Raw genomic sequence first — 23,781 nt, forward strand, 5'->3', positions numbered from 1 at the left:
GGCGGATTGCAAGCCAGTTCGACTTTCTCAATGAGGAACCGTCGTGCTCGCGGCGGCGCCCTCTTCCGGCTTTGCAGCGGCCACCGGCACTTCCTCGTCCGGCAGCGGCGTCGGCACGGATTCCAGCGCCACTTCCAGCACCCGCTCGATCCAGCGCACCGGCACGATCTCGAGCTGGTTCTTCACGTTCTCCGGGATGTCCTGCAGGTCTTTGACGTTCTCTTCCGGAATCATGACCGTCTTGATGCCGCCGCGGTGGGCCGCGAGCAGCTTCTCCTTCAAGCCGCCGATCGCCGTGACCTCGCCGCGCAGCGTGATCTCGCCGGTCATCGCCACGTCGGCGCGCACCGGAATGCCCGTCAGGGCCGACACGAAGGCCGTGGTCATGGCAGCACCCGCGCTCGGGCCGTCCTTGGGCGTGGCGCCGTCAGGCACGTGCACGTGCACGTCGCGCTTCTCGAAGACCTCATCCTTGATGCCCAGGCGCCGGGCGCGCGACCGCACGACCGTGCGTGCCGCCTCGACCGATTCCTTCATCACGTCGCCCAGCGAACCCGTGCGGATGATGTTGCCCTTGCCCGGCATGGCCGTGGCTTCGATGGTCAGCAGGTCGCCGCCCACTTCGGTCCACGCGAGGCCCACCACCTGGCCGACCTGGTTCTTCTTCTCGGCACGACCGAAGTCGTACTTGCGCACGCCGAGGAAGTCGTGAAGGTTTTCTTCCGTGACGACGACCTTGCCTTCGTAGGTCTTGAGCTGGATGCCCTTCACCACCTTGCGGCAGATCTTGGACATTTCGCGCTCGAGCGACCGCACGCCGGCTTCCCGCGTGTAGTAACGGATCACGCCACGGATGGCCGACTCGGTGACTTCCAGCTCTTCGTCCAGCACGCCGTTGTTCTTGCGTTGCTTGGGCAGCAGGTAGGTCTGCGCGATGTTGACCTTCTCGTCCTCGGTGTAGCCCGACAGGCGGATGACTTCCATCCGATCCAGCAGGGCCGGCGGAATGTTCATCGAGTTCGAGGTGGCGACGAACATCACGTCCGACAGGTCGAAGTCCACCTCGATGTAGTGGTCACCGAAGGTGTGGTTCTGCTCCGGGTCGAGCACCTCCAACAGCGCCGACGACGGGTCGCCACGGAAGTCCATGCCGAGCTTGTCGATCTCGTCGAGCAGGAACAGCGGGTTGCGCGTGCCGACCTTGGTCAACGACTGCAGCACCTTGCCCGGCATGGAGCCGATGTAGGTGCGGCGGTGACCGCGGATCTCGGCTTCGTCGCGCACGCCGCCCAGCGCCATGCGGACGAACTTGCGGCCGGTGGCGCGCGCCACGCTCTGGCCGAGCGAGGTCTTGCCGACGCCCGGAGGGCCGACCAGGCACAGGATGGGCGCCTTGACCTTGTCCACGCGCTGCTGCACCGCGAGGTATTCAAGGATGCGGTCCTTGACCTTCTCGAGGCCATAGTGGTCTTCGTTGAGCACGTCCTCGGCATTCTTGAGGTCATGCTTGATCTTGGTCTTCTTGCTCCAGGGCAGGTTGACCAGCGTGTCGATGTAGTTGCGCACCACGGTCGCCTCGGCGGACATGGGCGACATCAGCTTGAGCTTCTTGAGCTCGGCGTCGGCCTTCTTGCGGGCCTCCTTGGGCATCTTGGCGGCGAGGATCTTCTTTTCGAGCTCCTCCATGTCGGCGCCGTCTTCACCGTCGCCGAGCTCCTTCTGGATGGCCTTGACCTGCTCGTTCAGGTAGTACTCGCGCTGGCTCTTCTCCATCTGGCGCTTCACGCGGCCACGGATGCGCTTTTCGACCTGCAGGATGTCGACTTCATGCTCGAGCAGATCGAGCAGCTTTTCCAGGCGCTTGGCGACGTCGGCCAGGTCGAGCACGGCCTGCTTGGCATCGAGCTTGAGCGGCAGATGCGCGGCGATGGTGTCAGCCAGACGGCCCGGGTCGTCGATGCCGCCGATGGACGTGAGGATCTCGGGCGGGATCTTCTTGTTGAGCTTGACGTACTGGTCGAACTGCTGCGTCACGGCGCGGCGCAGCGCCTCCACCTCGGGCGCATGCTCGGTCTCGGGCGGGATGGGGGTCACTTCGGCGACGAAGTGCTCACCCGGCTCGGTGATGGACTGGGTCGTGGCGCGCTGCAGGCCTTCCACCAGCACCTTCACGGTGCCATCGGGCAGCTTGAGCATCTGCAGGATGCTGGAGACGCAACCGACCTCGAACATGTCCTCGGGCTTGGGCTCGTCCTTGCCGGCCGCCTTTTGCGCGACCAGCATGATCTGGCGGCCGGCTTCCATCGCGGCTTCCAGAGCCTTGATGGACTTGGGGCGCCCGACGAACAGCGGGATGACCATGTGCGGGAACACGACGACGTCACGCAGCGGCAGCAGCGGCAGCGTGATGGGGTCGGCGGGGAGGATGGGATGTCCGGACATGAAGACCTCTCTTTCTCAAGCCGATATCAGGCCTGAGGGGGCGAATGCAAGCGGGGGCGTCGTCAGCGGGTTCAGGCGCTGGCCTTGGCTTGCTCGCGGTAGACCAGAAGCGGGCGCGAGGTCGCGTCCTCGATGTTGTGCTCGTCCAGCACGACTTTCTCGACACCGTCCAGCGTGGGCAGGTCGAACATGGTGTCGATCAGGGACTGCTCCATGATCGAGCGCAGGCCGCGGGCGCCGGTCTTGCGGGCCAGGGCCTTGCGGGCGATGGCAGCCAGGGCCGGCTTGCGGATTTCCAGCTCGACGCCGTCCATTTCGAACAGCTGCTGGTACTGCTTGACCAGCGCGTTCTTGGGCTCGGTCAGGATCTGGATCAGCGCGTCCTCGGTCAGCTCGCCCAGGGTGGCAACCACCGGCAGACGGCCCACCAGTTCGGGAATCAGGCCGAACTTGATGATGTCTTCGGGCTCAACCTCGCGGAAGACCTCGCCGACCTTCTTCTCGCTCTTGCTGCGCACCGTGGCACCGAAACCGATGCCCGACTTTTCGCTGCGGTTCTGGATGACTTTCTCCAGGCCGTCGAAGGCACCGCCGCAGATGAACAGGATGTTGGTCGTGTCGATCTGCAGGAAGTCCTGGTTGGGATGCTTGCGGCCGCCCTGCGGGGGCACCGAGGCCATCGTGCCTTCGACCAGCTTGAGCAGCGCCTGCTGCACGCCCTCGCCCGACACGTCGCGGGTGATGGACGGGTTGTCGGCCTTGCGGGAGATCTTGTCGATCTCGTCGATGTAGACGATGCCGCGCTGCGCACGCTCGACGTCGTAGTTGCAGTTCTGCAGCAGCTTCTGGATGATGTTCTCGACGTCTTCACCGACGTAGCCCGCCTCGGTGAGCGTCGTCGCGTCAGCAATCACGAACGGCACGTTCAGCAGACGCGCCAGCGTCTGCGCCAGCAGCGTCTTGCCGGAGCCGGTGGGGCCGATGAGCAGGATGTTGCTCTTGGAGAGCTCGACCGAGTCCTTGGCCGTGCTCATGTGGCGCAGCCGCTTGTAGTGGTTGTAGACGGCCACGGCCAGTGTGCGCTTGGCCACGTCCTGGCCGATGACGTACTGATCCAGGCTCGCCTTGATCTCGCTGGGCACGGGCAGGTCGGACTTGCCAGCGCGGGCAGCCGGCGCGGGCGCGGGGATCTCGTCGCGCACGATGTCGTTGCACAGCTCGATGCACTCATCGCAGATGAAGACGGACGGACCGGCGATGAGCTTCTTGACCTCGTGCTGGCTCTTGCCGCAGAAGGAGCAGTACAGAACTTTCTCGCTGGAGGTGCCTTTTTTGTCGGCCATGAGAACTGCTCTATGAAAACGGGATGAATCGAGGCGGAACGCTTCGAATGATGATAGTCCAAACGATCGCGGGGCCCTTGTAGGGATAAGGGCCCCGTTTTCGCGATGAATCCAGGGGCCGGTTACAGCCCCTCACGACCTGAGGGTTCAGGGCCGGTGTTCCAGCACCTGATCGATCAGACCGTAGGTCTGGGCTTCGACGGCGGACATGAAGTAATCGCGCTCGGTGTCGGACTGGATTTTCTCCAGCGTCTGGCCCGTGCGCTCGGCGAGGATGCGGTTCAGGGTCTCGCGCGTCTTCAGGATTTCACGCGCATGGATCTCGATGTCGGTCGCCTGGCCCTGCGCCCCGCCCAGCGGCTGGTGGATCATGATCTTGGCGTTGGGCAGCGAGAAGCGCTTGCCCTTGGCGCCGGCCGACAGGAGGAAAGCGCCCATGCTGGCTGCCATGCCCATGCACAGCGTCGAGACTTCGGGCTTGATGAACTGCATGGTGTCGAAGATCGACATGCCGGCCGACACGCTGCCGCCCGGGCTGTTGATGTACAGCGAGATTTCCTTGTCGGGGTTCTCGCTCTCCAGGAACAGCAACTGGGCCACGACCAGGTTGGCCACGGCGTCGTTGACCGGCCCCACCAGGAACACGATGCGCTCACGCAGCAGGCGCGAGTAGATGTCATACGCGCGTTCGCCACGGCCCGATTGTTCGATGACCATGGGCACGAGGCCGAGATTGCTGGTGTCGAGAGCGCTCATTCAGATCCTTGAAAACAAATTCAACTGCAACCGTTATGGGGGCAGATTATGGCCATGCAAGTAAAAAGGCGCCGGGCCTTGCGGCGCGGCGCCTTCGTCATGCGAAGGGCTTTCAGTTGCCCTGGGCCATCAGCTCGTCGAACGGCAGGGCCTTGTCGGTGACCTTGGCATTGGCCAGCACGAATTCCGTGACGTTGTTCTCGACGACGACGGCTTCCACTTCCGCCATGCGCTCGCGGTCGGTCAGGTACCAGCGCATCACTTCGGCGGGCTTCTCGTAGCTCTGCGACAGCTCTTCGATGTGCGCCTGCAGCTGGGCCGGCTTGGCCTGCAGGTTGTTGGCGCGCACCAGCTCGGCCACCACCAGGCCCAGGCGCACGCGGCGCTCGGCCTGGGGCTTGAAGATGTCGGCGGGGATCTCGGCCTTGTCGGCGTCCTTCACACCACGCTTCTTCAGGTCTTCGCGGGCCTGGCCGACCATGCGCTCGGCTTCACCCTGCACCAGGACGTTGGGCACGTCGAGTTCAGAGACGGCGACCAGGGCGTCCATGACGGCACCCTTGTTGCGAGCCAGCACGCGGAACTTCACTTCGCGCTCGAGGTTCTTCTTGATGTCGGCGCGCAGGCCTTCGACCGTGGCTTCCTTGATGCCGAGCGACTTGGCGAATGCCTCGTTCACTTCGGGCAGGTGCTGGGCTTCGATCTTCTTGACCGTGACCAGGAAGTCGGCTTCCTTGCCGGCGACGTCCTTGCCGTGATAGTCCTCAGGGAACTGCAGCGGGAAGGTCTTGCTTTCGCCCGCCTTCATGCCACGCACGGCGGCGTCGAACTGCTCCAGCATCTGACCTTCGCCGATCAGGAACTGGAAGCCTTCGGCCTTGCCGCCGGCGAAGGGCTCGCCGTCGATCTTGCCTTCGAAGTCGATGGTGATGCGGTCGCCAGCCTGGGCGACATCAGCGGCAGCGCGCTGGGCGAAGCTGCGGCGCTGCTTGCGCAGGATCTCGACGGTCTTGTCGATGGCTTCTTCCGTGACTTCGCTGCTCACGCGCTCGACCTCGGCCGTGGCCAGGTCGCCGATCTTGACTTCGGGGTAGACCTCGAAGGTGGCGTCGAAGGCCATCTGACCCTCGGGCGCTTCGTTCTTCTGCTCGATGCGGGGCATGCCGGCCACGCGCAGATTGGCTTCGTTGGCGGCGCTGTTGAAGGCCTGACCGAGCTTGTCGTTCACGACTTCGTATTGCACCGAGTAGCCGTAGCGCTGGGCGACGACGTTCATCGGCACCTTGCCGGGACGGAAGCCGTCGGCCTTGACGGTGCGGGCCAGCTTCTTCAGACGGGCTTCGACTTCGCTGTTGATGTCAGCGGCCGCCACGTGCAGGGTGATGCGGCGTTCCAGCTTTTCGAGGGTTTCGACGGTGACGGCCATGATGGACTCGGGAACAGTTGAAGGGACAGAGGTGGTGCGCGGGGCCGGACTCGAACCGGCACGCCCGTGAAGGCGTCAGGACCTAAACCTGGTGCGTCTACCAATTTCGCCACCCGCGCGGGTCTAGCTTTGAGTTGCTGCGTTTGGTGCCGCAGCAACCCCGTAGGCGATTCGGCAAACCGGCGATTGTAGCGACGTCGCGCACATCGCCCGCCGCCCCGAGCTGCGGGGCGGCAAAACCCTCAGCGGACAGGCTTCAGGCGGGGGCGCCAGGCGCGTCTGCGTCGGCGTCCGGGAGCTGGCTGTGCAGGCGGCTCTGCTCCTCTTCATGCGGGCGCATGACGCGGAACCACGCGGCATACATCGCGGGCAGCGCCAGCAGCGTCAGCACGGTCGCGACGATGAGGCCGCCCATGATGGCCACGGCCATCGGCCCCCAGAACACGCTGCGCGACAACGGGATCATGGCCAGCACCGCCGCCGCCGCGGTCAGCACGATCGGGCGGAAGCGCCGCACCGCCGACTCGACGATGGCCGACCAGTCGGGCACGCCGCGGGCTCGGTCCTGCTCGATCTGGTCGATCAGGATGACCGAGTTGCGCATGATCATGCCCATCAGCGCGATGACGCCCAGCAAGGCCACGAAACCAAAGGGCCGGTTCAGCACCAGCAGCGCGAACGCGACGCCCGCAATCCCCAGCGGCCCGGTCAGGAACACGAGCATGGCGCGGCTGAAGCTCTGCAGCTGCAGCATCAGCAGCGTGAAGGTGATGAACAGCATCACCGGCACACCCGCCGCGATCGAGCCCTGGCCCTTGCTGCTTTCCTCCACCGCGCCGGCGATGTCGATGCGGTAGCCGACCGGCATCTGCTTTTGCAGTTCGTCGAGCTTGGGCCAGACTTCCTTGGTGACGGTGGCGCCCTGCAGGCCTTCGGCCACGTCGCCCTGCACCGTGACCGCATAGGCGCGACCTTCACGCCACATCACGCCCGGCTCCCAGCCGAACTCCAGCTTGGCCACCTGCGTGAGCGGCACGGCACGGCCCGTGGTGGTGGGCAGGTAGGCATTGCCGAAGTCCGTGATGACGGCACGCTCGTCGATCGGCTGGCGCAGCACGATATCGATCAGCTTGTCGGCTTCGCGGTACTGGCCGATGACCGTGCCCGACAAGAGCGTGCGCGAGGCCTGCGCCAGGGCCTGGCTGGTCACGCCCAGGGCCCGCGCCTTGTCCTGGTCGACGTTCAGGCGCAGTGTCTTGACGTTCTCGTTCCAGTTGTCATTCACGCCACGCATGTTGGGGCTGGCGCGCAGGATGTCCTTGGCCTTGTCGGCCCATTCGCGCACGACCTTGGGGTCGGCGCCGCTGACGCGGAACTGCACAGGGTACGGCACCGGCGGCCCGTTGGGCAGCAGCTTCACACGGCCGCGCGCCTCCGGGAACTCTTCGGCCAGCACCACCGGCAGGCGCTTGCGCAGCTCCTCCCGCTCGGGCAGGCTCTTGGGCACCAGGATGACCTGCGACACATTGGCCTGCGGGAAGATCTGGTCCAGCGGCAGGTAGAAGCGCGGCACGCCCGAACCCACCCAGGTCGTGACGGTGGCGATGCTCGGCTCCTTGAGCATGCGTGCCTCGAAGCGCTTGGCCAGGGCCTCGCTCTCCTGGATGGTGGCGCCCTCCGGCAGCCACAGGTCCACCAGCACCTCGGGGCGGCTGGAGTCCGGGAAGAACTGCTGCTGCACGCGGCTCATGCCGACGATGCCCAGCGCGAACACCAGCAAGGTGAGGCCGATGGTCTTCCAGCGGTTCTCCACGCACCAGCGCACCACGGTGCGGAAGCGGTTGTAGAACGGGGTGTCGAACAGCTCGTGCACCTCGCCCTCGGGCGCCGGCTTGGCCTTGAGCAGCAGCGCGCCGAGGTAAGGCACGAAGTAGACCGACACCACCCAGGAGATCACAAGGGAGGCCGCGGTCACGGCAAAGATCGCGAACGTGTACTCACCCACGGTCGACTTCGCCAGGCCGATGGGCAGGAAACCGACTGCCGTGATGAGCGTGCCCGTCAGCATGGGCATGGCGGTCACGTCGTAGGCGAAGGTGGCCGCGTGCATCTTGTCGTAGCCCTCTTCGAGCTTGCGCACCATCATCTCGACCGCAATGATGGCGTCGTCCACCAGCAGCCCGAGCGCGATGATCAGCGAGCCCAGCGAGATCTTGTGCAGGCCCACGCCCCAATAGAACATCGTGGTGAAGGTGATCGCCAGCACCAGCGGGATGGTGATCGCCACCACCAGCCCCGGCCACACGTCGATGCGCAGCGGCCTGGTGTGCAGGCCCAGCGACACGAAGCTCACCGCCAGCACGATGACGACGGCCTCGATCAGCACATGAACAAACTCGCTGACCGAGGTCGTCACGGCCTTGGGCTGGTCCTGGATCTGCTCCAGGTGGATGCCTGCCGGCAACTCGCGCTCGATGCCCTTCATGGTCACGCCGAGTGCCTTGCCCATGGCGATGATGTCGCCGCCCTTGGCCATGGAGACCCCCAGCGCCAGCACTTCCTTGCCCTGGTGCAACACCTTGGTGGCCGGCGGGTCCACGTACTCGCGCTTGATGTCCGCGATGTCGCCCAGGCGCAGCTGACTGGCGGCGCCGGTGGCCGGGTTCACGCCCCGGATGGGCACATCGGCCAGCGCCTGAGGGGTGGTGAACTGCCCCTGCACCCGCACCTGGAAATTGGCCGAGCCGGCGTTCAGCACGCCCGCGCCTTCGACCGCGTTCTGCGCGCCGATCTGGCTGATGACCTGGTTGAAATCCAGGCCCAGCTGAGCCAGGCGCTTCTGTGAGACCTCGATGAAGATCTTCTCGGCCTGCACGCCGAAGATCTCGACCTTGGCCACGTCCTTCACCTGCAGCAGCGCCTGGCGCACACGGTCGGCATGCTCGCGCAGCTCTTCGCGGCTGAAGCCATCGGCCGACAGCGCGTAGATGGAGCCGTAGACATCGCCGAACTCGTCGTTGAACACCGGCCCGAGCACGCCCTGGGGCAGCGTGGCGCGCATGTCATTGATCTTTTTGCGCGTCTGGTACCAGAGGTCGGCCACGTCCTTCGGGGGCGTGTTGTCCTTGACCTGGAAGATGGTCAGGGACTCACCCGGCTTGGTGTACGAACGGATCTTGTCCGCATGGTTCACCTCCTGCAGGGTCTTCTCGATCTTGTCGGTGACCTGATCGGCCATCTGCTGGGCGGTGGCGCCCGGCCAGAACGCCTGGATGACCATGGCCCGGAAAGTGAACGGCGGGTCTTCGTCCTGGCCGAGCTGGAAATAGGCCGCGAAGCCCATCACCATCAGCACCACCATCAGGTAGCGCGTCAGCGCCGGGTGCTCCAGCGCCCAGCGCGAGACGTTGAAGCCGCCGACGTGGGGCTGTTTCGTGATCGGGGAATTCATGACCGGCCCCGCTCAGCGTGAGGCTGCAGGAGCGGCAGGCGCCACCGGCGTGTTGGCGGTCCGCGGCGGCACATAGCGCTTGACCTTCTGGCCCGGGTTGAGCACGTGCACGCCGGCCACCACCACCTCCTGACCGGGTGTCAGGCCGCCGGCGATCACCACCTCGTTGCCCTCAGCGCCGGCCACGGTCACCGCCACCGGCTTGACCGTCATCGAGCCGCTGTCCAGCACCCACACCGACGTCTTGCCGCCCTGCTCCAGCACGGCAGACAGCGGCAACTTGATCACGCCGGCGACCTGCGGCAGCTCAAGCACCACAGTGGCCGACTGACCCGGGCTGAGCGGCAGCTTGCCGGCATCGGCCTTGACGAGGAAGGTGCGCGTGACAGGATCGGCGGCGCCGGCCACTTCGCGAAGGGTCAAGGGCGCCGTCTTGTCGCTGCCCCACAGGCGCAACTTCAGCGCGCCCGCCTGGGCGGCGGCAGCCTTCACACGGGCGACCTGATCTTCAGGCACCGAGAACACCACGTCCCGCGGGCCATCGAGCGCCACACTGACAACGGGCGTCCCGGCGGCCAGCACCTGGCCGGGGTCGGCATAGATGTTCGTGACAACGCCGGTGCCATCAGCGCGCAGTTGGGCATAGGCAGCCTGGTTGGACTGGACATCGGCCTGCGCCTTGGCCTGTTCGAGCTGCGCCTGGGCCGCCTTGAAGGCCGAATCGCGGCGCTCCAGCTCGGCCGTGCTGATGAAGCCCTGGCGCTGCAGGTCGACAAAGCGCTTGTAGTCCTGGCCGGCCTGGTCGCGGTTGGTGCGGGCGGCAGCCACGGCCGCGCTGGCAGCGGCCTCGGCGAGCTTCAGGTCTTGCGCGTCCAGCCGGGCGAGCACCTGACCCGGCTTGACGGTATCGCCGAGGTTGACATCGCGGCTCAGCAGCTTGCCGCTGACACGGAAGGACAGGCGCGATTCGATGCGCGCCCTCACCTCGGCCGCATACTCGTGGGTCGCGCTGGCATTGCTGGCTCCAACCACCTGGGTGCGCACGGCCCGCTCCGGCTCGGGCGCGGCGGGCTGCTTGCCGCAACCCGACAGCAAGGCCGGGAGCAGAGTCGCCAGCAACAGGGGCGACACGAGACGCAGAAGATGGGGCATGCAGACCTCGGCAGGAAGGAACGGCCGGCAGAAAATTTAATGACCGGCGGGTCAGTAATGTATTCAGACCCCGTGACGACTGTCAAACGGCGTCCAATTTCGCTTTTACACCGCGGCTTTGCAAGCAGAACTTGAGAAAAAGCTTGAGCGTCGACCATTACGAGAACTTTCCCGTTGCTTCCGTGCTGTGCCCGCCCGCGCTGCGGCCGGCCGTGGCGGCGATCTACCACTTCGCCCGCACCGCGGACGACCTGGCCGACGAGGGCGATGCCGCCCCGGCCGAGCGCCGGCAGGCCCTGCAGGCCTACCGCGCCGACCTGCAGGCCTGCGTCGACGGCCGCCCGGTGTCACCCCGCTGGACCCGGGTGTTCGTGCCCTTGTCCCATGAGTTGCCGCGCCTGAAGCCGCGGTTGCTGCACGATCTGCTGGATGCCTTCGAGCAGGACCTGTCGCCGCCGCGCTACCGCGACCGGGCCCACCTGCTGGACTACTGCCGGCGCTCCGCCAACCCCGTGGGGCGGCTGCTGCTTGGTCTCTACGGCGTGGGCGATCCAGTTTCGCTGCAACGATCAGACGCGATCTGCTCGGCCCTGCAGCTGATCAATTTCTGGCAGGACTTCACCCGCGATGGCCCCAACGGCCGCCTCTACGTGCCACAGGACGACCTGGACCGCCATGGCGTCAGCGCCGAGGACGTGCTCGCCTGCCGGGACAGCCCCGCAGCCCGCGCACTCATCGCCGACCTGTGCGTCTGGGCCCGCGAGCTGATGCAGCACGGCGCCCCGCTGGCGCTGACCTTGCGCGGGCGCATCGGCTGGGAGCTGCGCCTCGTGGTGCAGGGCGGGCTGCGCATCCTGGACAAGATCGAGTCTCGCGGCCACGACAGCCTGCTGCACCGCCCCGCCATCCAGGGTTCAGATGCCCCCCGGCTGCTGTGGCGCGCCCTCACAATGCGGGCCGCACCATGAGCCCAGAGCAATACGTCCAGGAAAAAGCCGCTGCGAGCGGCTCAAGCTTCTACTACGCCTTCCTTTTCCTGCCTCCGCCCCGGCGCGCCGCCATCACCGCCTTCTACGCCTTCTGCCGCGAGGTGGACGACGTCGTGGACGAGACCCAGGACGTGGGCGTGGCTGCCACCAAGCTGGCCTGGTGGCGCAAGGAGGTGGCGGCGGCCTTTGCGGGCAATCCCAGCCACCCGGTCATGAAGGCGCTCATGCCGCACGTTGCGGCCTATGACATCCGCGCCGAACACCTGAACGCGGTCATCGAAGGCTGCGAGATGGACCTGCAGCAGACCCGCTACCTCGACTTCCCCGGCCTGGCGCGCTATTGCCACCTGGTCGCTGGCGTGGTGGGCGAGGTGGCCAGCGGCATCTTCGGGCGTACCACGCCCGAGACCGTGGCCTATGCGCACAAGCTGGGCCTGGCGATGCAGCTGACCAACATCATCCGGGACGTCGGCGACGACGCGCGCCGCGGCCGCATCTACCTGCCGGTGAACGAGCTCCAGCAGTTCGGCGTGAAGGCCAACGAGATCCTGTTGCGCAGCAAGCCCTGGGGCTACAGCGAGCGCTTCACGGCGCTGATGAAGTTCCAGGCCGAGCGGGCCCATCAGCTCTACGACGAGGCCTTCGCGCTGCTTCCGGCCGCAGACCGCACCGCGCAGAAGCCCGGGCTGATGATGGCCAACATCTACCGCGCCCTGCTGGTGGAGATCGAGCGGGAGGACTTCCAGGTGCTGCACCAGCGCATCTCACTGACGCCGCTGCGCAAGCTGTGGATCGCGATGAAGACCAACTGGAAGCGATGAGCCGCACGACCTCGGCAGCATGCCGGAGTGCGGCATGAAGGCAGCGGTGGTCGGCGCCGGCTGGGCCGGTCTCGCCGCAGCCGTCGAGCTGGCGGATGCGGGGCAGGACGTGACCGTCTTCGAGATGGCGCCTCAGCCCGGCGGCCGCGCGCGCAGCGTGGCCGGGCCCGACCCGACATGGCCTTACGACAACGGCCAGCACATCTTGATCGGCGCCTACCGCGACAGCCTGGCGCTGATGCAGCGCCTGGGCGTCGGTCCGCAACACGTGCTGCAGCGCCTGCCCCTGGCCCTGCCCTACCCCGGCGAGGCCGGCTTGCAACTCCCCCCGGGCTCGGCGCTCGTGAGCTTCACCCGCGGCGTGCTGGCCCACCGCGGCTGGCCGCTCGGCGCTCGGCTGGGCTTGCTCATGGCGGCGGGTGGCTGGCTGGCGCGGGGGTTCCGCTGCGCGCCGGATCTGACCGTCGCTGCGCTGTGCGCCGGCCTCCCCGCCGTCGTGCGGCGCGACCTGGTCGATCCGCTCTGCGTGGCGGCCCTGAACACACCGGCGGCCGAGGCGAGCGCGCGCGTCTTCCTGCGGGTTCTGAAGGACGCGCTCTTCAGCGGCCCCGGCAGCGCCGACCTGCTGCTGCCTCGGCGCCCGCTATCCACCTTGCTGGCCGAACCGGCAGCGGCCTGGCTCGGACCGCGCCTGCGCCTGGGGCATCGGGTTCAACAGCTGACGGCGCAGGGTCAGGTCGACGGCGAGGCCTTCGACGCTGTGGTGCTGGCCTGCACCAGCGTCGAGGCGGCACGGCTGACGGCCGAGGTCGCGCCGGCCTGGTCGGCACTGGCGGGGGCGTTCAGCTTCCAGCCCATCATCACCGTCTATCTGCACAGCCCCGGCAGCCGGCTCGCGGCACCGATGCTCGCGCTGAGGGAAGGCCCGCAGGCCCCGGCGCAGTTCGTGTTCGACCTGGGTCAGCTCGGCGGCGCACCGGGTCGGTTTGCCTTTGTCGTGAGCGGCGCGGCCGGCTGGGTGGCACGAGGTGGCTGCGGCGAAGCGGTACTGGCCCAGGCCCAAGCCGTGCTGGCTTGGGCGACGCCGCCCGTCATCGACAAGGTGCTGATTGAAAAGCGCGCCACCTTCGCCTGCACGCCAGGCCTGGCGCGGCCGCCGGGCCGGATCGCACCGCGCCTGTGGGCCGCCGGCGACTATGTGGACGGGCCCTACCCCGCCACGCTGGAAGGCGCCGTGCGCTCGGGCCGGGCCGCCGCTCAGGGCGTCGAGGCGGAGGCTGCGGCGGCGGGCGGTGCCGCGAAAGGGGCCGCCAGCGGCTCGCCGACGAACACGCCCTGAGCCGGCCAGGCCACGCTGTGCCAGTAGGCCTCCAGCGCGCTGAGGCCCTGGGCATAGGCCAGCAGCAACATCTGCGGATGCGGGAACTTCTGCAGATGGTTGCAAGGCTCGCTCACGCTGCCGTAGCTGGCAGTGGCGCCGGCGTCGATCCAGTCGAGGATGTTCATCTGGCCGTCGCCGACCGGCTTGTCGAGTTGGCCGCCGAAGGAGGTCAGGTGGTCGGCCAGTGCCCCGGGCAGCCATTCACCGCCCAGCGGTGAAGGCACCCGCGCCAGACCGGTTTCGTAGACCAGGATGCGTCGCATCGGCGGCAGGCTGTCGCTGTGCACCCGCGCCACCTCCAGAGCCGGCACGCCCGGCACGGGGCCAGCGGGCGGGAAGAGTCGTTCCCGTACGTTGCGGGTGGTGTCGGGCGTAGCGGCGAAGTAGGCCCGGGCCGGCGTGGGCAGGGGCGTGGCCAGCGTGTGGTCGGAGGCGATGCCACGCTCGATCAAGGCCAGCGCCGCAGGTACTGAACGGGCCGCGATCTGCATCGTGGGCCGAACACCCAGCACCAGCCAGGGCCGGGCGCCGAAGTACTGGGTGTAGGGGCTGACCTTGGTCGCGGCACAACTGTTGGCGCACACCTGCGGCTGCAGGCCGATGGCCAACGCACTGGTCAGGGCGTTGCAATCCACCGCGTAAGGCAGCGTCCAGGCCAGGGCCAGGCCGTGCACCTGTTCGGGCATCTGGCTGCGGATGGCCTCGTCCAAGGCCCTGAACTCCTCGGTGGTGAGGCTGGCTCGCACCGGCAGCTGCACGCGCAGGATGTGTTCGGGCGGAATGCCCCGGCGGCGGGCGTAGTGCTCGCCCACGGCCACCGAGTAGGGGTCCGAGGTGTTGATGACGAGCCCAAGTTCGCGAGCCGTGATCCGCCCGTAGAACTTGGGCACGCGCAGCCAGCGCGGCTCACCCGGCGCCGCCGAAGCCGCCGGCTCAGCCGCCTGGGCAGCGCGCGGGCCGGCAAGCGCCGCGCCGAGGCCCAACATCAGCGCCAGCACTCCCGCGTGCCACCTGCTGAAGCGCGCTTTCGCCATACAAAACACTCGCAATCTCCCCCACAATGAAGGCATGAAACCCAAAGACGCCCAGCAGACCCCGGCCATCCAGGTGCTGGAGCGCATGTTTGCGCTGCTGGATGTGCTGGCCAGCCATCAGGACCCGGTGTCCCTGAAGGCCCTGTCCGAGGCCACCGGCCTGCATCCCTCCACGGCGCACCGGATTCTCAATGACCTCACCCTGGGCCGGTTCGTTGACCGGCCCGAAGCCGGCAGTTATCGACTCGGCATGCGCATGCTGGAGCTGGGCAACCTCGTGAAGGCCCGGCTGGATGTGCGTGACGCCGCGCTGCCGGCCATGCGCGAGCTGCACAAGTTCACCCACCAGCCAGTCAACCTGTCGGTGCGCCAGGGCGACGAGATCGTCTACATCGAACGCACCTACTCCGAGCGTTCGGGCATGCAGGTCGTGCGGGCGGTGGGCGGCCGGGCGCCGCTGCACCTCACGTCGGTCGGCAAGCTCTTCCTGGCCAGTGACGACAGCCCCCGGGTGCGCGCCTATGCCACCCGCACCGGCCTCTCGGGCCACACCCGCAACAGCCTGACCGACATTGGCGCGCTGGAGCGCGAACTGGCCATGGTGCGTCAGCGCGGCATCGCCCGGGACGACGAAGAACTGGAGCTCGGCGTGCGTTGCATGGCCGCCGGCATCTACGACGACCAGGCCAAGCTCGTCGCCGGGCTGTCCATCTCGGCGCCCGCCGACCGGCTGGAGGAAAGCTGGGTGGTGCGACTGAAGGAAACCGCGGCGCAGATCTCGTCGGCGCTCGGCTACCGGGGCTAGCCCGCAAAGCAAAACGCGGCGCCGGGGCGCCGCGTCGAGTGCCTCTGTGCCCGCAGGCTCAGAGCTTGGGTGCAGGGGCGGCCGACTCCGCTTCCACCTGCGTGGACAGCCACTTGCGCATGCGCTCGGCATCCGCAATCCGCGACGCCTTGCCGCTGGAATCCAGGAACACCATGATCAGCTGACGGCCGGCCATGCGGGCCTGCATGACCAGGCACTTGCCCGCCTCATTGATGAAACCGGTCTTCTGCAGGCCGATGTCCCACAGCGGGTTGGACAGCAGGCCATTGGTGGAGCGGAACTGCACCAGGCGCTTGCCCAGGGCCACGCGCGCTTCGCGGGAAGTCGACAGGTCACGCAGCAGCGGCACCTGGCTGGTCACGGCCACCAGCTTGGCCAGGTCGGCCGCACTGCTCTGGTTGCGGCTGGACAGCCCGGTCGGCTCCACGTAGTGGGTATCGGTCATGCCCAGGCTCTGGGCCTTGGCGTTCATCGCCGCGACAAAGGCCTCCAGGCCACCCGGGTAATGCCGGCCCAGCGCGTGCGCGGCGCGGTTCTCGCTGGCCATCAGGGCGAGGTGGAGCATGTCGCCGCGGGTCAGCGTGGTGCCGACCGCCAGGCGGGAGCGGGTGAACTTCTCGGTGTCGACGTCGTCCTGCGTGACCGTCAGCTTTTCGTCGAGCGACAGGCCGGCCTCGACCACCACCAGCGCCGTCATCAGCTTGGTGATGGACGCGATGGGCAGCACGGCCTGAGGGTTCTTGGAGAACAGGACTTCGTTGGTGTCCTGGTCGAGCACGTAAGCGACGCTGGACTTCAGGGCCAGCGGGTCTTCCACGGCGTGCAGGCCGGCGACCTGGCCGAACGTGGGCACGGCGGCCACGACCGGTGCCGCCTTGCGCACGACGACGGAGCGCACCTTGCGGGTCGGGGTGGTCGTCTTGCTGCCGGACTTGGCGCTGGATTTGGCTTTGGAGGGCGTGTCAGCAGCGGCGGCGACGCTCGGCAGCGTGGCCAGCAGGCTGAGGCTCAATAGGGCGGCGGCAAAAGTCTTCAACGGGGTCCCCAGGTCTGGACGGCAGTGTAGCGCCGCCAAAAACACCGACAAGATAAGAACTTATGCAACATTCCTCAAGTGAACTCTGGAGCCAGGCAAGCGCCACGGCGTCCGGGGTTGCGAACTTGTAAACAGTTGCAAGTAGGCCCGGTCAACCACGACCGCGGTATTGGGATCAGCCCCAAAACGGCGGGAGTGCTTGCGGCGGGATTCTGGGGGTGCAACGCGCCCGGCACCCCGGAAGGAGGACCGGCTTTACACGCCTGTTGCGACTTGAAGTCCAACCAACGGATGCCGGCGTGACGGGCGTCACGCCGGTTACAGGGGCCGTCCGGCGACGGGCCCGCGCCCTCAACCTTGCGCGGCGACGCGCTCGGTCTTGCTCTGCAGCTTGTTGAGGGCCGACAGATAGGCCTTGGCCGAAGCCACGACGATGTCGGGATCGGCGCCCACGCCGTTGACGACGCGCCCGGCATGCTGCAGGCGCACCGTTACCTCGCCCTGCGACTCGGTGCTGCCGCCCGTGATGGCGTTCACCGAGTACAGCAGCATCTCGGCGCCCGACTGCACGACCGACTCGATGGCCTGTAGCGTGGCATCCACCGGGCCGTTGCCGTCGCTCTCGGCGCGGTGCTCCTGCGCCCCCATGGCGAACACGATGGCGGCATGCGGACGCTCGCCCGTCTCCGAGCGCTGCGACAGCGACAGCAGCCGGAAGTGCTCCTGCTCTGCGGTCACCGACTCGTCCATCACGAGGGCGATGATGTCCTCGTCGAAGATCTCGTTCTTGCGGTCGGCCAGGTCCTTGAAGCGCTGGAAGGCCGCGTTCACCTCGGCCTCACTCTCCAGCTGGATGCCCAGCTCCTGCAGCCGCTGCTTGAAGGCATTGCGGCCCGACAGCTTGCCCAGCACGATCTTGTTGGCGGCCCAGCCCACGTCCTCGGCGCGCATGATCTCGTATGTGTCGCGCGCCTTGAGCACGCCGTCCTGGTGGATGCCGCTGGCGTGCGCGAAGGCATTGGCGCCCACCACCGCCTTGTTGGGTTGGACCACGAAGCCGGTTGTCTGCGAGACCAGCTTGGAGGCGGGCACGATCTGCGAGGTGTCGATGCCGACCTCCAGCCCGAAGTAGTCGCGCCGCGTCTTGACGGCCATGACCACCTCTTCCAGCGAGCAATTGCCCGCGCGCTCACCCAGGCCGTTGATGGTGCATTCCACCTGCCGCGCGCCGCCGATCTTCACGCCGGCCAGCGAGTTGGCCACCGCCATGCCCAGGTCGTTGTGGCAGTGCACGCTCCAGATGGCCTGGTCGGAGTTGGGCACCTTCTCGCGCAGGCGGCGCAGGAAGTCGCCGTACAGCTCCGGGATGCCGTAGCCCACGGTGTCGGGGATGTTGATGGTGCCCGCGCCCTCGCGGATGACGGCCTCGCAGACGCGGGCCAGGAAGTCGATGTCCGAGCGGTAGCCGTCTTCCGGCGAGAACTCGATGTCGCCGCACAGGTTGCGGGCGAAGCGCACCGCCAGCGTGGCCTGCTCCAGCACCTGCTCGCGCGTCATGCGCAGCTTCTTCTCCATGTGGAGTTCGCTGGTGGCGATGAAGGTGTGGATGCGCGAGCGCTGCGCCGGGGCGAGCGCTTCGGCCGCCCGCGAGATGTCACGGTCGTTGGCGCGGGCCAAGGAGCAGATGGTGCTGTCCTTGACGGCGGCAGCGATGGCCTTCACGGCCTCGAAGTCGCCATTGCTCGACGCGGCAAAGCCCGCCTCGATGACGTCGACCTTCATCCGCTCGAGCTGGCGGGCGATGCGCAGCTTCTCCTCGCGCGTCATCGACGCCCCGGGCGACTGCTCGCCGTCGCGCAGCGTGGTGTCGAAGATGATCAGCTTGTCGCTCATTGCACGTTCTCCTGATGTGTTTGCGGCACCGCAACCGGCGCGCGGGACAGGCCGGACAGCACCGCCTGCATCGATGCGCGCACGATGCTGCCATCAATCCCGACCCCGTGGCGCGTCACGTCGCCCACGCGGATCTCAAGGTAGGCCACGGCGCGGGCATCTGCGCCGCTGCCGATGGCATGTTCGTGGTAGTCCAGCACGCGCACCTCCTGGCCCAGGCGGGCGGACAGCGCGTTGACGAAGGCATCGATCGGCCCATTGCCCTCGCCCTGCACATGGCCCATCCAGCCTCCCAGCACCACCTCGGCCGACAGCCGCATCGCGCCACCCGCCACCTCGGTCATCTGCGGCTGCACGACCGATGCGCCCGCATGGCCGATGCCGTACTCGCGCTCGAAGATGGCGTAGATGTCGGCCGCGGTCAGCTCCTTGCCGGCATCGTCCATCACGCGCTGCACCACCTGGCTGAACTCGATCTGCAGACGACGCGGCAGCTCCAGGCCGTACTCGGCCTCCAGCAGGTAGGCGATGCCGCCCTTGCCGGACTGGCTGTTCACGCGGATGACGGCGTCATAGCTGCGGCCCAGGTCCTTGGGGTCGATGGGCAGATAGGGCATGTCCCAGATGTCGCCGTCGCGGCGCGCGGCGAAGGCCTTCTTGATGGCGTCCTGGTGGGAGCCGGAGAAGGAGGTGTACACGAGATCGCCCACGTACGGATGGCGTGGATGGACCGGGATCTGCGTGCAGTGCTCAACGCAGCGGCGCACCTCGTCGATGTCCGAGAAGTCCAGCTGCGGGTCCACACCCTGGGTGTAGAGATTCAGTGCGATGTTGACGAGGTCGACGTTGCCGGTGCGCTCGCCATTGCCGAACAGGCAACCCTCGATGCGGTCCGCCCCGGCCATCAGGGCCAGCTCGCCAGCGGCGGTGCCCGTGCCGCGGTCGTTGTGCGGGTGCACCGACAGCACGATGGCCTCGCGCCGCGCGAGGTGGCGGTGCATCCACTCGATCATGTCGGCAAAGATGTTGGGCGTGCTGTGCTCGACCGTGGACGGCAGGTTGATGATGCACTTGCGCTCGGGCGTGGGGGCCCAGACCTCGGTGACGGCGTCCACCACCCGCTTGCTGAAGGCCAGCTCGGTGCCCGAGAACATCTCGGGCGAGTACTCGAAGCGCCAGTCGGTGCCCGGGCGCGCGTCGGCCAGTTGCTTGATCTGGCGCGCATGCGTCGCGGCCAGCTCGACGATGCCGTCTTCATCCTGCCCCAGCACCACGCGGCGCATGATGGGCGCGACCGCGTTGTAGACGTGCACGATCACGCGGCGGGCGCCGTCCAGCGCCTCGAAGGTGCGCTCGATGAGGTGGGCCCGCGCCTGCGTCAGCACCTGGATGGTCACGTCGTCAGGGATGTGCCCCCCGTCGATCAGCAGGCGCACGAAATCGAACTCGGTCTGGGACGCGGACGGGAAGCCCACCTCGATCTCCTTGAAGCCGATCTTCACGAGCTGCTGGAACATGCGCAGCTTGCGGGCAATGTCCATCGGCTCGATCAGGGCCTGGTTGCCGTCGCGCAGGTCGGTACTCAGCCAGATCGGCGCACGGGTCAGCACGGCATCGGGCCAGGTGCGGTCCGGCAGGGTGACGGGCGAGAAGGGGCGGTACTTGAGCTGCGGTTGCTTCAACATGGTGTCCATCCAGGATGGTGGGTGGGGCAACCAGCAGCATCAGAAAACACGAACGGCCCGCTGCGGTTGCAATCGGGCCGTTGAGGTCAGGTGAGAGCGTGCGCGCGCGACTGACTAGCGAACCCGAGGTTCCTCCAGGGCTAGTAGCAGGGCAATGAGCGCGGCGCGGTTCATGGGTCGGGAATCTAGCACGAAAGCCTATTGGTGCAAGCCGCGTTCATCGGGCTCATCGGTGCTCGTGGAGATCACGCTGACCGGCTTGCCCTTGGCCTTGCGCCAGGCATAGATCACATAGCCCGACAGGCCGTAAACACAGAAGGCACCGAAGAGAACGCGCGATGGATCGAGCGCCGCCAGGCCGATGCCGAGCATGATCACGACCAGCACGACGAAGGGCACGGAGCGCCTTCTGTCAAAGACTTTGAAGCTGTAGAACGGAGCATTCGTCACCATCGAAAGCCCGGCGAACAGCGTGATGCCGTAGGCCGCCCAGGCCTCCCAGCTGCCCTGGCGCACGCCGGCGTAGTCCTTCTGGTCGACCACGGCCCAGATCAGGCCGATGACCAGGGCCGCTGCGGCGGGGCTGGGCAGCCCCTGGAAGTAGCGCTTGTCGACCACGCCGATGTTGACGTTGAAGCGCGCCAGGCGCAGCGCAGCCCCGGCGATGTAGACGAAGGCCGGAATCCAGCCCGGCTTGCCCATGTCCTTCAGCGCCCACATGTAGACGATGAGGGCGGGCGCAGCGCCGAAGGCGACCATGTCGGACAGGCTGTCCATCTGCTCGCCGAAGGCGGACTGGGTGTTGGTCATGCGCGCGACGCGGCCGTCCAGGCTGTCGAGCACGGCGGCGGCGAAGATGGCCACGCAGGCCACCTCGAAGCGGCCGTTCATGGCCATGACGATGGCGTAGAACGCACTGAAGAGCGCGCCCAGCGTGATGGCGTTGGGCAGCGCATAGATGCCTTTGCGGCGGGGGCGGACGGCGACGCTGGGCTCGTCGTCCTCGGTCGGTTCAGGGGTCATGGGCGTCAGGATAGCCGACGCCGCCGGCAGCCGGGCCGCCGCCCGGGCCGCAAGCGTTGAACCTTCCCGCCCTGGCGGGGCACCCACGGGCATGACTTCATGCCAAGGAGATGGCGTGCTCTCCATCCTGGTCGGCCACAGTTTCTTCCTGCGCTTCGACGCCAAGCAGTTCGAACGCGCCAAACCCTACCCGCCACTCGCGACCCTGCAGGTCGCGGCCCTGCTGCGCCGCCTGGGCCATCACGTCGAGTTCTTCGACGCCATGCTGGCCCATGGCACGCAGGATTTCGATGCCCGCCTGGACGCCAGCCGGCCCGATGTGGTGCTGCTGTACGAGGACAACTACAACTACCTCAGCAAGATGTGCCTGGCCAAGATGCGCGAGGCGGCCTGCACCATGATCGGGCGGGCCCGGGCAGCGGGTGCCCGGGTGCTGGTGGCCGGCTCCGACGCCAGCGACGCGCCGGACGTCTACCTCGCCGCCGGTGCCGATGTCGCGCTGCGCGGCGAAGGCCTGGACGCCCTGCCTGCCCTGCTGCGCCGCCTGCAGGAAGAGCCGGCCTTGAGCGGCGCCGCGCTGATGGCCGGGCTGGCGCAGCCGGTCGCCCTGCCCCGCCCCGAGGCTGCCGAGCTGGAAGCGCCGGTCGCCTGGGACCTGGTCGACATCGAGCGCTACCGCGCCACCTGGCAGGCGGCACACGGCCGCTTCAGCCTCAACATGGCCGCTTCCAAGGGGTGCTCGTTCCGCTGCAACTGGTGCGCCAAGCCGATCTGGGGCCAGCGCTACCAGCAACGCAGCCCGCAGGCGGTGGCGGCGGAGATGGCCGAACTCAAGGCCCGCTTCGCGCCCGACCACATCTGGTTCGCCGACGACATCTTCGGCTTCCGGGCCGACTGGGTGCAGCGCTTCGCCGATGAACTCGACCGGCTGGGCGGCGGCATCCCGTTCTCCATCCAGACCCGTGCCGACCTCATCAGCGACGCCATGGCGCAGGCGCTGGCTGACGCCGGCTGCCACGAGGCCTGGATCGGCGCGGAGAGCGGCAGCCAGCAGGTGCTGGACGCCATGAACAAGGGCACCACGGTGCCCGAGATCCACGGCGCCCGACGGCGATTGCGCGCCGCCGGGGTGCGCGTGGGCTTCTTCATCCAGCTCGGCTACCTCGGCGAAGGCCTGACCGAACTGCTGCAGACCCGCGAGCTCATCGAGCAGGCCCAGCCGGACGACATCGGCGTCAGCGTGTCCTACCCGCTGCCCGGCACGCGCTTTCACGAGCAGGTCAAGGCCCAGCTCGGTGCCAAGACGCATTGGACCGACAGCGCCGACCTGGCCATGATGTTCCGGGGCACCTTCAGCACCGACACCTACCGCACGGTGCGCGACCTGCTGCATGCGCAGGTGGACATGCACCGCCTGGCTGGCGACGCGCACCGCCGCGCGCTGCAGTCGCTGCAGCAGCGCTGGGCCGCGCTGATCGACAGCCTCACGCCGGCCGCGGCCGTCAGCCCATGAGCAGCCGGCGCAGCGCCGCAGCACCCGCTTGAGGATGGGAGCCGCGATGCAGCACCCACCCCGGCAGATCGCCACAGGCGTGCACGAAGCGGGCCCAACCCGGCTGACCCATGGCGTAGGCCTGGTCTTCATGCAGGCGCGCCAGCAGGGTGTCACGCGGCAGGGGTTCGAGCAGGGCGCCGTCGGCCCGCAGCTCGGCCGACGTGAACACGAGATGCGCCAGCCGCACCGGCCGCGAGGCCAGCCGTGCCCAGCCCCCGCGCAGGTCCAGCTCGTACTTCTGCACGCCACTGCGGCGCCGAATGACCGGCGAGGCCAGCACACGGGCACGCAGGGCCGGGTCCCCGATCCAGCCCAGCGCATCAAAGCGCAGGTGCAGGAAATTGGCCACGCCCGACAGCGCCAGGCCGGTGGGGTCAACGAAGCTGCCGTCCTCGGTGACGACCTCCAGCCCCTGCAACGCGGCGTGCAGGGCCAGGGTCGACTTGCCGGCGCCGCTCACCCCCATCAACAGCGCGCCCGAGCCGCCCGCGCTGACCGCCCCCGCGTGCAGTGCCACCAACCCCTGGCTGCGCGCGGCCAGCTGAAAGACGGCGAACTCGATCAGCTCGTAGCGGGCGTGATAGCCATGCGCCAGCAGGGCCGGCGACAGCTGCACCAGCGCGCGCCGCAGCGCCGGCATCACCAGCACATGGTTGTGCGCATCCACCGCGGCGCCCACCACGCCGGCACCGCCCAGCATCTGCGGTCGCGGCGGCTCCCCGTCAAAAGCCGCATCCCCCGCGGCCATGCGCAACTCGACCTGCAGCTGGACCTGCGGCGAGCCCTCGGCGGGCAGGTCGCGGTAGGCAGCCTCGGCAAGGGCCATCAGCGCGGCGCTGTCGCTGAGGAACTCCACGCGCGCGCCGAGCACGTCGACGCTGCGGCGCAGGGCCAGTGGCGCCCGCTCGCCGAAGGGGTCGGCCACGCGGCGGGGATCTTGGGGCCAGGTCATGGATTTCATGGAGTAT

At 67.7% G+C, this 23,781-nt stretch carries 17 protein-coding genes and 1 tRNA gene; 5 read left to right on the forward strand and 13 right to left on the reverse strand.

The window, feature by feature from the left end:
• Positions 1-27: 27 nt before the first annotated feature.
• The 7 genes from lon to CDO81_RS04225 all read right to left on the reverse strand — a co-directional run bounded on the left by lon (position 28) and on the right by CDO81_RS04225 (position 10,570).
• Positions 28-2,442, reverse strand: coding sequence for an endopeptidase La (lon, locus tag CDO81_RS04195; RefSeq protein WP_088481870.1), 2,415 nt, complete (start codon positions 2,440-2,442; stop codon positions 28-30).
• Between the two features lie 71 nt (positions 2,443-2,513).
• Entirely contained in the window at positions 2,514-3,785 is a 1,272-nt protein-coding gene (gene clpX / locus CDO81_RS04200) for an ATP-dependent Clp protease ATP-binding subunit ClpX (RefSeq protein WP_088481871.1), read from the reverse strand.
• Positions 3,786-3,932: 147 nt separating this feature from the next.
• Positions 3,933-4,541, reverse strand: a complete 609-nt coding sequence (clpP, locus tag CDO81_RS04205) for an ATP-dependent Clp endopeptidase proteolytic subunit ClpP (RefSeq protein WP_088481872.1) — start codon at positions 4,539-4,541, stop codon at positions 3,933-3,935.
• A gap of 112 nt (positions 4,542-4,653) precedes the next feature.
• Positions 4,654-5,967 (reverse strand): trigger factor, encoded by a 1,314-nt coding sequence (gene tig, locus CDO81_RS04210; RefSeq protein WP_088481873.1) that lies wholly within the window; start codon positions 5,965-5,967, stop codon positions 4,654-4,656.
• A 32-nt stretch (positions 5,968-5,999) separates the two neighbouring features.
• Positions 6,000-6,086 (reverse strand) — tRNA-Leu (locus tag CDO81_RS04215).
• 137 nt (positions 6,087-6,223) lie between these two features.
• Positions 6,224-9,418, reverse strand: a complete 3,195-nt coding sequence (locus CDO81_RS04220) for an efflux RND transporter permease subunit (RefSeq protein WP_088481874.1) — start codon at positions 9,416-9,418, stop codon at positions 6,224-6,226.
• A gap of 12 nt (positions 9,419-9,430) precedes the next feature.
• Complete coding sequence (locus tag CDO81_RS04225) at positions 9,431-10,570, reverse strand: efflux RND transporter periplasmic adaptor subunit (protein WP_088481875.1); 1,140 nt, start codon at positions 10,568-10,570, stop codon at positions 9,431-9,433.
• A 143-nt stretch (positions 10,571-10,713) separates the two neighbouring features.
• Between CDO81_RS04225 and hpnC the strand changes: the two genes are divergently transcribed.
• The 3 genes from hpnC to hpnE are packed head-to-tail and all read left to right on the forward strand — an operon-like array spanning position 10,714 to position 13,719.
• Positions 10,714-11,538 carry a squalene synthase HpnC gene (gene hpnC, locus CDO81_RS04230; RefSeq protein ID WP_088481876.1) on the forward strand — a complete coding sequence of 275 codons (825 nt, stop codon included), beginning with the start codon at positions 10,714-10,716 and terminating at the stop codon, positions 11,536-11,538.
• A complete protein-coding gene (gene hpnD, locus CDO81_RS04235; RefSeq protein WP_088481877.1) occupies positions 11,535-12,380 on the forward strand; it encodes a presqualene diphosphate synthase HpnD in 846 nt (281 codons plus the stop codon). The genes hpnC and hpnD overlap by 4 nt, the downstream gene beginning before the upstream one ends.
• Before the next feature lie 34 nt (positions 12,381-12,414).
• Positions 12,415-13,719: a hydroxysqualene dehydroxylase HpnE gene (hpnE, locus tag CDO81_RS04240; protein ID WP_088481878.1), complete on the forward strand. Its 1,305-nt coding sequence runs from the start codon at positions 12,415-12,417 to the stop codon at positions 13,717-13,719.
• Here hpnE and CDO81_RS04245 read toward each other — a convergent pair.
• Entirely contained in the window at positions 13,638-14,747 is a 1,110-nt protein-coding gene (locus tag CDO81_RS04245) for a TIGR03790 family protein (RefSeq protein WP_088482434.1), read from the reverse strand. The two genes, hpnE and CDO81_RS04245, sit on opposite strands and share 82 nt — an antisense overlap.
• Before the next feature lie 82 nt (positions 14,748-14,829).
• Here CDO81_RS04245 and CDO81_RS04250 point away from each other — a divergent pair, with 82 nt between their 5' ends.
• Positions 14,830-15,600, forward strand: coding sequence for an IclR family transcriptional regulator (locus CDO81_RS04250; RefSeq protein ID WP_088481879.1), 771 nt, complete (start codon positions 14,830-14,832; stop codon positions 15,598-15,600).
• A gap of 58 nt (positions 15,601-15,658) precedes the next feature.
• Here CDO81_RS04250 and pbpG read toward each other — a convergent pair whose 3' ends face one another.
• The 4 genes from pbpG to pssA form a co-directional block, all read right to left on the reverse strand.
• A complete protein-coding gene (gene pbpG / locus CDO81_RS04255) occupies positions 15,659-16,657 on the reverse strand; it encodes a D-alanyl-D-alanine endopeptidase (RefSeq protein ID WP_241516834.1) in 999 nt (332 codons plus the stop codon).
• Between the two features lie 351 nt (positions 16,658-17,008).
• Positions 17,009-18,550, reverse strand: a complete 1,542-nt coding sequence (locus CDO81_RS04260) for a 2-isopropylmalate synthase (protein ID WP_088481881.1) — start codon at positions 18,548-18,550, stop codon at positions 17,009-17,011.
• Entirely contained in the window at positions 18,547-20,235 is a 1,689-nt protein-coding gene (gene leuA, locus CDO81_RS04265) for a 2-isopropylmalate synthase (RefSeq protein ID WP_088482435.1), read from the reverse strand. Before leuA ends, CDO81_RS04260 begins: the two co-directional genes overlap by 4 nt.
• Before the next feature lie 198 nt (positions 20,236-20,433).
• Positions 20,434-21,258, reverse strand: coding sequence for a CDP-diacylglycerol--serine O-phosphatidyltransferase (gene pssA / locus CDO81_RS04270; protein ID WP_088481882.1), 825 nt, complete (start codon positions 21,256-21,258; stop codon positions 20,434-20,436).
• A gap of 115 nt (positions 21,259-21,373) precedes the next feature.
• On the opposite strand from pssA, the gene CDO81_RS04275 reads away from it, so the two are divergent.
• Complete coding sequence (locus CDO81_RS04275) at positions 21,374-22,771, forward strand: B12-binding domain-containing radical SAM protein (RefSeq protein ID WP_088481883.1); 1,398 nt, start codon at positions 21,374-21,376, stop codon at positions 22,769-22,771.
• Here the strand turns inward: CDO81_RS04275 and CDO81_RS04280 are convergent.
• Positions 22,761-23,765: a serine kinase gene (locus CDO81_RS04280; protein WP_088481884.1), complete on the reverse strand. Its 1,005-nt coding sequence runs from the start codon at positions 23,763-23,765 to the stop codon at positions 22,761-22,763. The genes CDO81_RS04275 and CDO81_RS04280 overlap by 11 nt on opposite strands.
• Positions 23,766-23,781 lie beyond the last annotated feature (16 nt).

This window comes from Roseateles puraquae (genome assembly GCF_002205845.1).
Lineage (GTDB): Bacteria > Pseudomonadota > Gammaproteobacteria > Burkholderiales > Burkholderiaceae_C > Pelomonas > Pelomonas puraquae.

Coding starts and splice junctions, on each gene's coding strand:
- CDO81_RS04280 (WP_088481884.1), bottom strand. CDS start 23,765: ATGACCTGGCCCCAAGATCCCCGCCGCGTGGCCGACCCCTTCGGCGAG.
- CDO81_RS04250 (WP_088481879.1), top strand. CDS start 14,830: ATGAAACCCAAAGACGCCCAGCAGACCCCGGCCATCCAGGTGCTGGAG.
- leuA (WP_088482435.1), bottom strand. CDS start 20,235: ATGTTGAAGCAACCGCAGCTCAAGTACCGCCCCTTCTCGCCCGTCACC.
- CDO81_RS04220 (WP_088481874.1), bottom strand. CDS start 9,418: ATGAATTCCCCGATCACGAAACAGCCCCACGTCGGCGGCTTCAACGTC.
- CDO81_RS04245 (WP_088482434.1), bottom strand. CDS start 14,747: ATGTTGGGCCTCGGCGCGGCGCTTGCCGGCCCGCGCGCTGCCCAGGCG.
- clpP (WP_088481872.1), bottom strand. CDS start 4,541: ATGAGCGCTCTCGACACCAGCAATCTCGGCCTCGTGCCCATGGTCATC.
- pssA (WP_088481882.1), bottom strand. CDS start 21,258: ATGACCCCTGAACCGACCGAGGACGACGAGCCCAGCGTCGCCGTCCGC.
- hpnD (WP_088481877.1), top strand. CDS start 11,535: ATGAGCCCAGAGCAATACGTCCAGGAAAAAGCCGCTGCGAGCGGCTCA.
- lon (WP_088481870.1), bottom strand. CDS start 2,442: ATGTCCGGACATCCCATCCTCCCCGCCGACCCCATCACGCTGCCGCTG.
- clpX (WP_088481871.1), bottom strand. CDS start 3,785: ATGGCCGACAAAAAAGGCACCTCCAGCGAGAAAGTTCTGTACTGCTCC.
- hpnE (WP_088481878.1), top strand. CDS start 12,415: ATGAAGGCAGCGGTGGTCGGCGCCGGCTGGGCCGGTCTCGCCGCAGCC.
- CDO81_RS04225 (WP_088481875.1), bottom strand. CDS start 10,570: ATGCCCCATCTTCTGCGTCTCGTGTCGCCCCTGTTGCTGGCGACTCTG.
- tig (WP_088481873.1), bottom strand. CDS start 5,967: ATGGCCGTCACCGTCGAAACCCTCGAAAAGCTGGAACGCCGCATCACC.
- CDO81_RS04260 (WP_088481881.1), bottom strand. CDS start 18,550: ATGAGCGACAAGCTGATCATCTTCGACACCACGCTGCGCGACGGCGAG.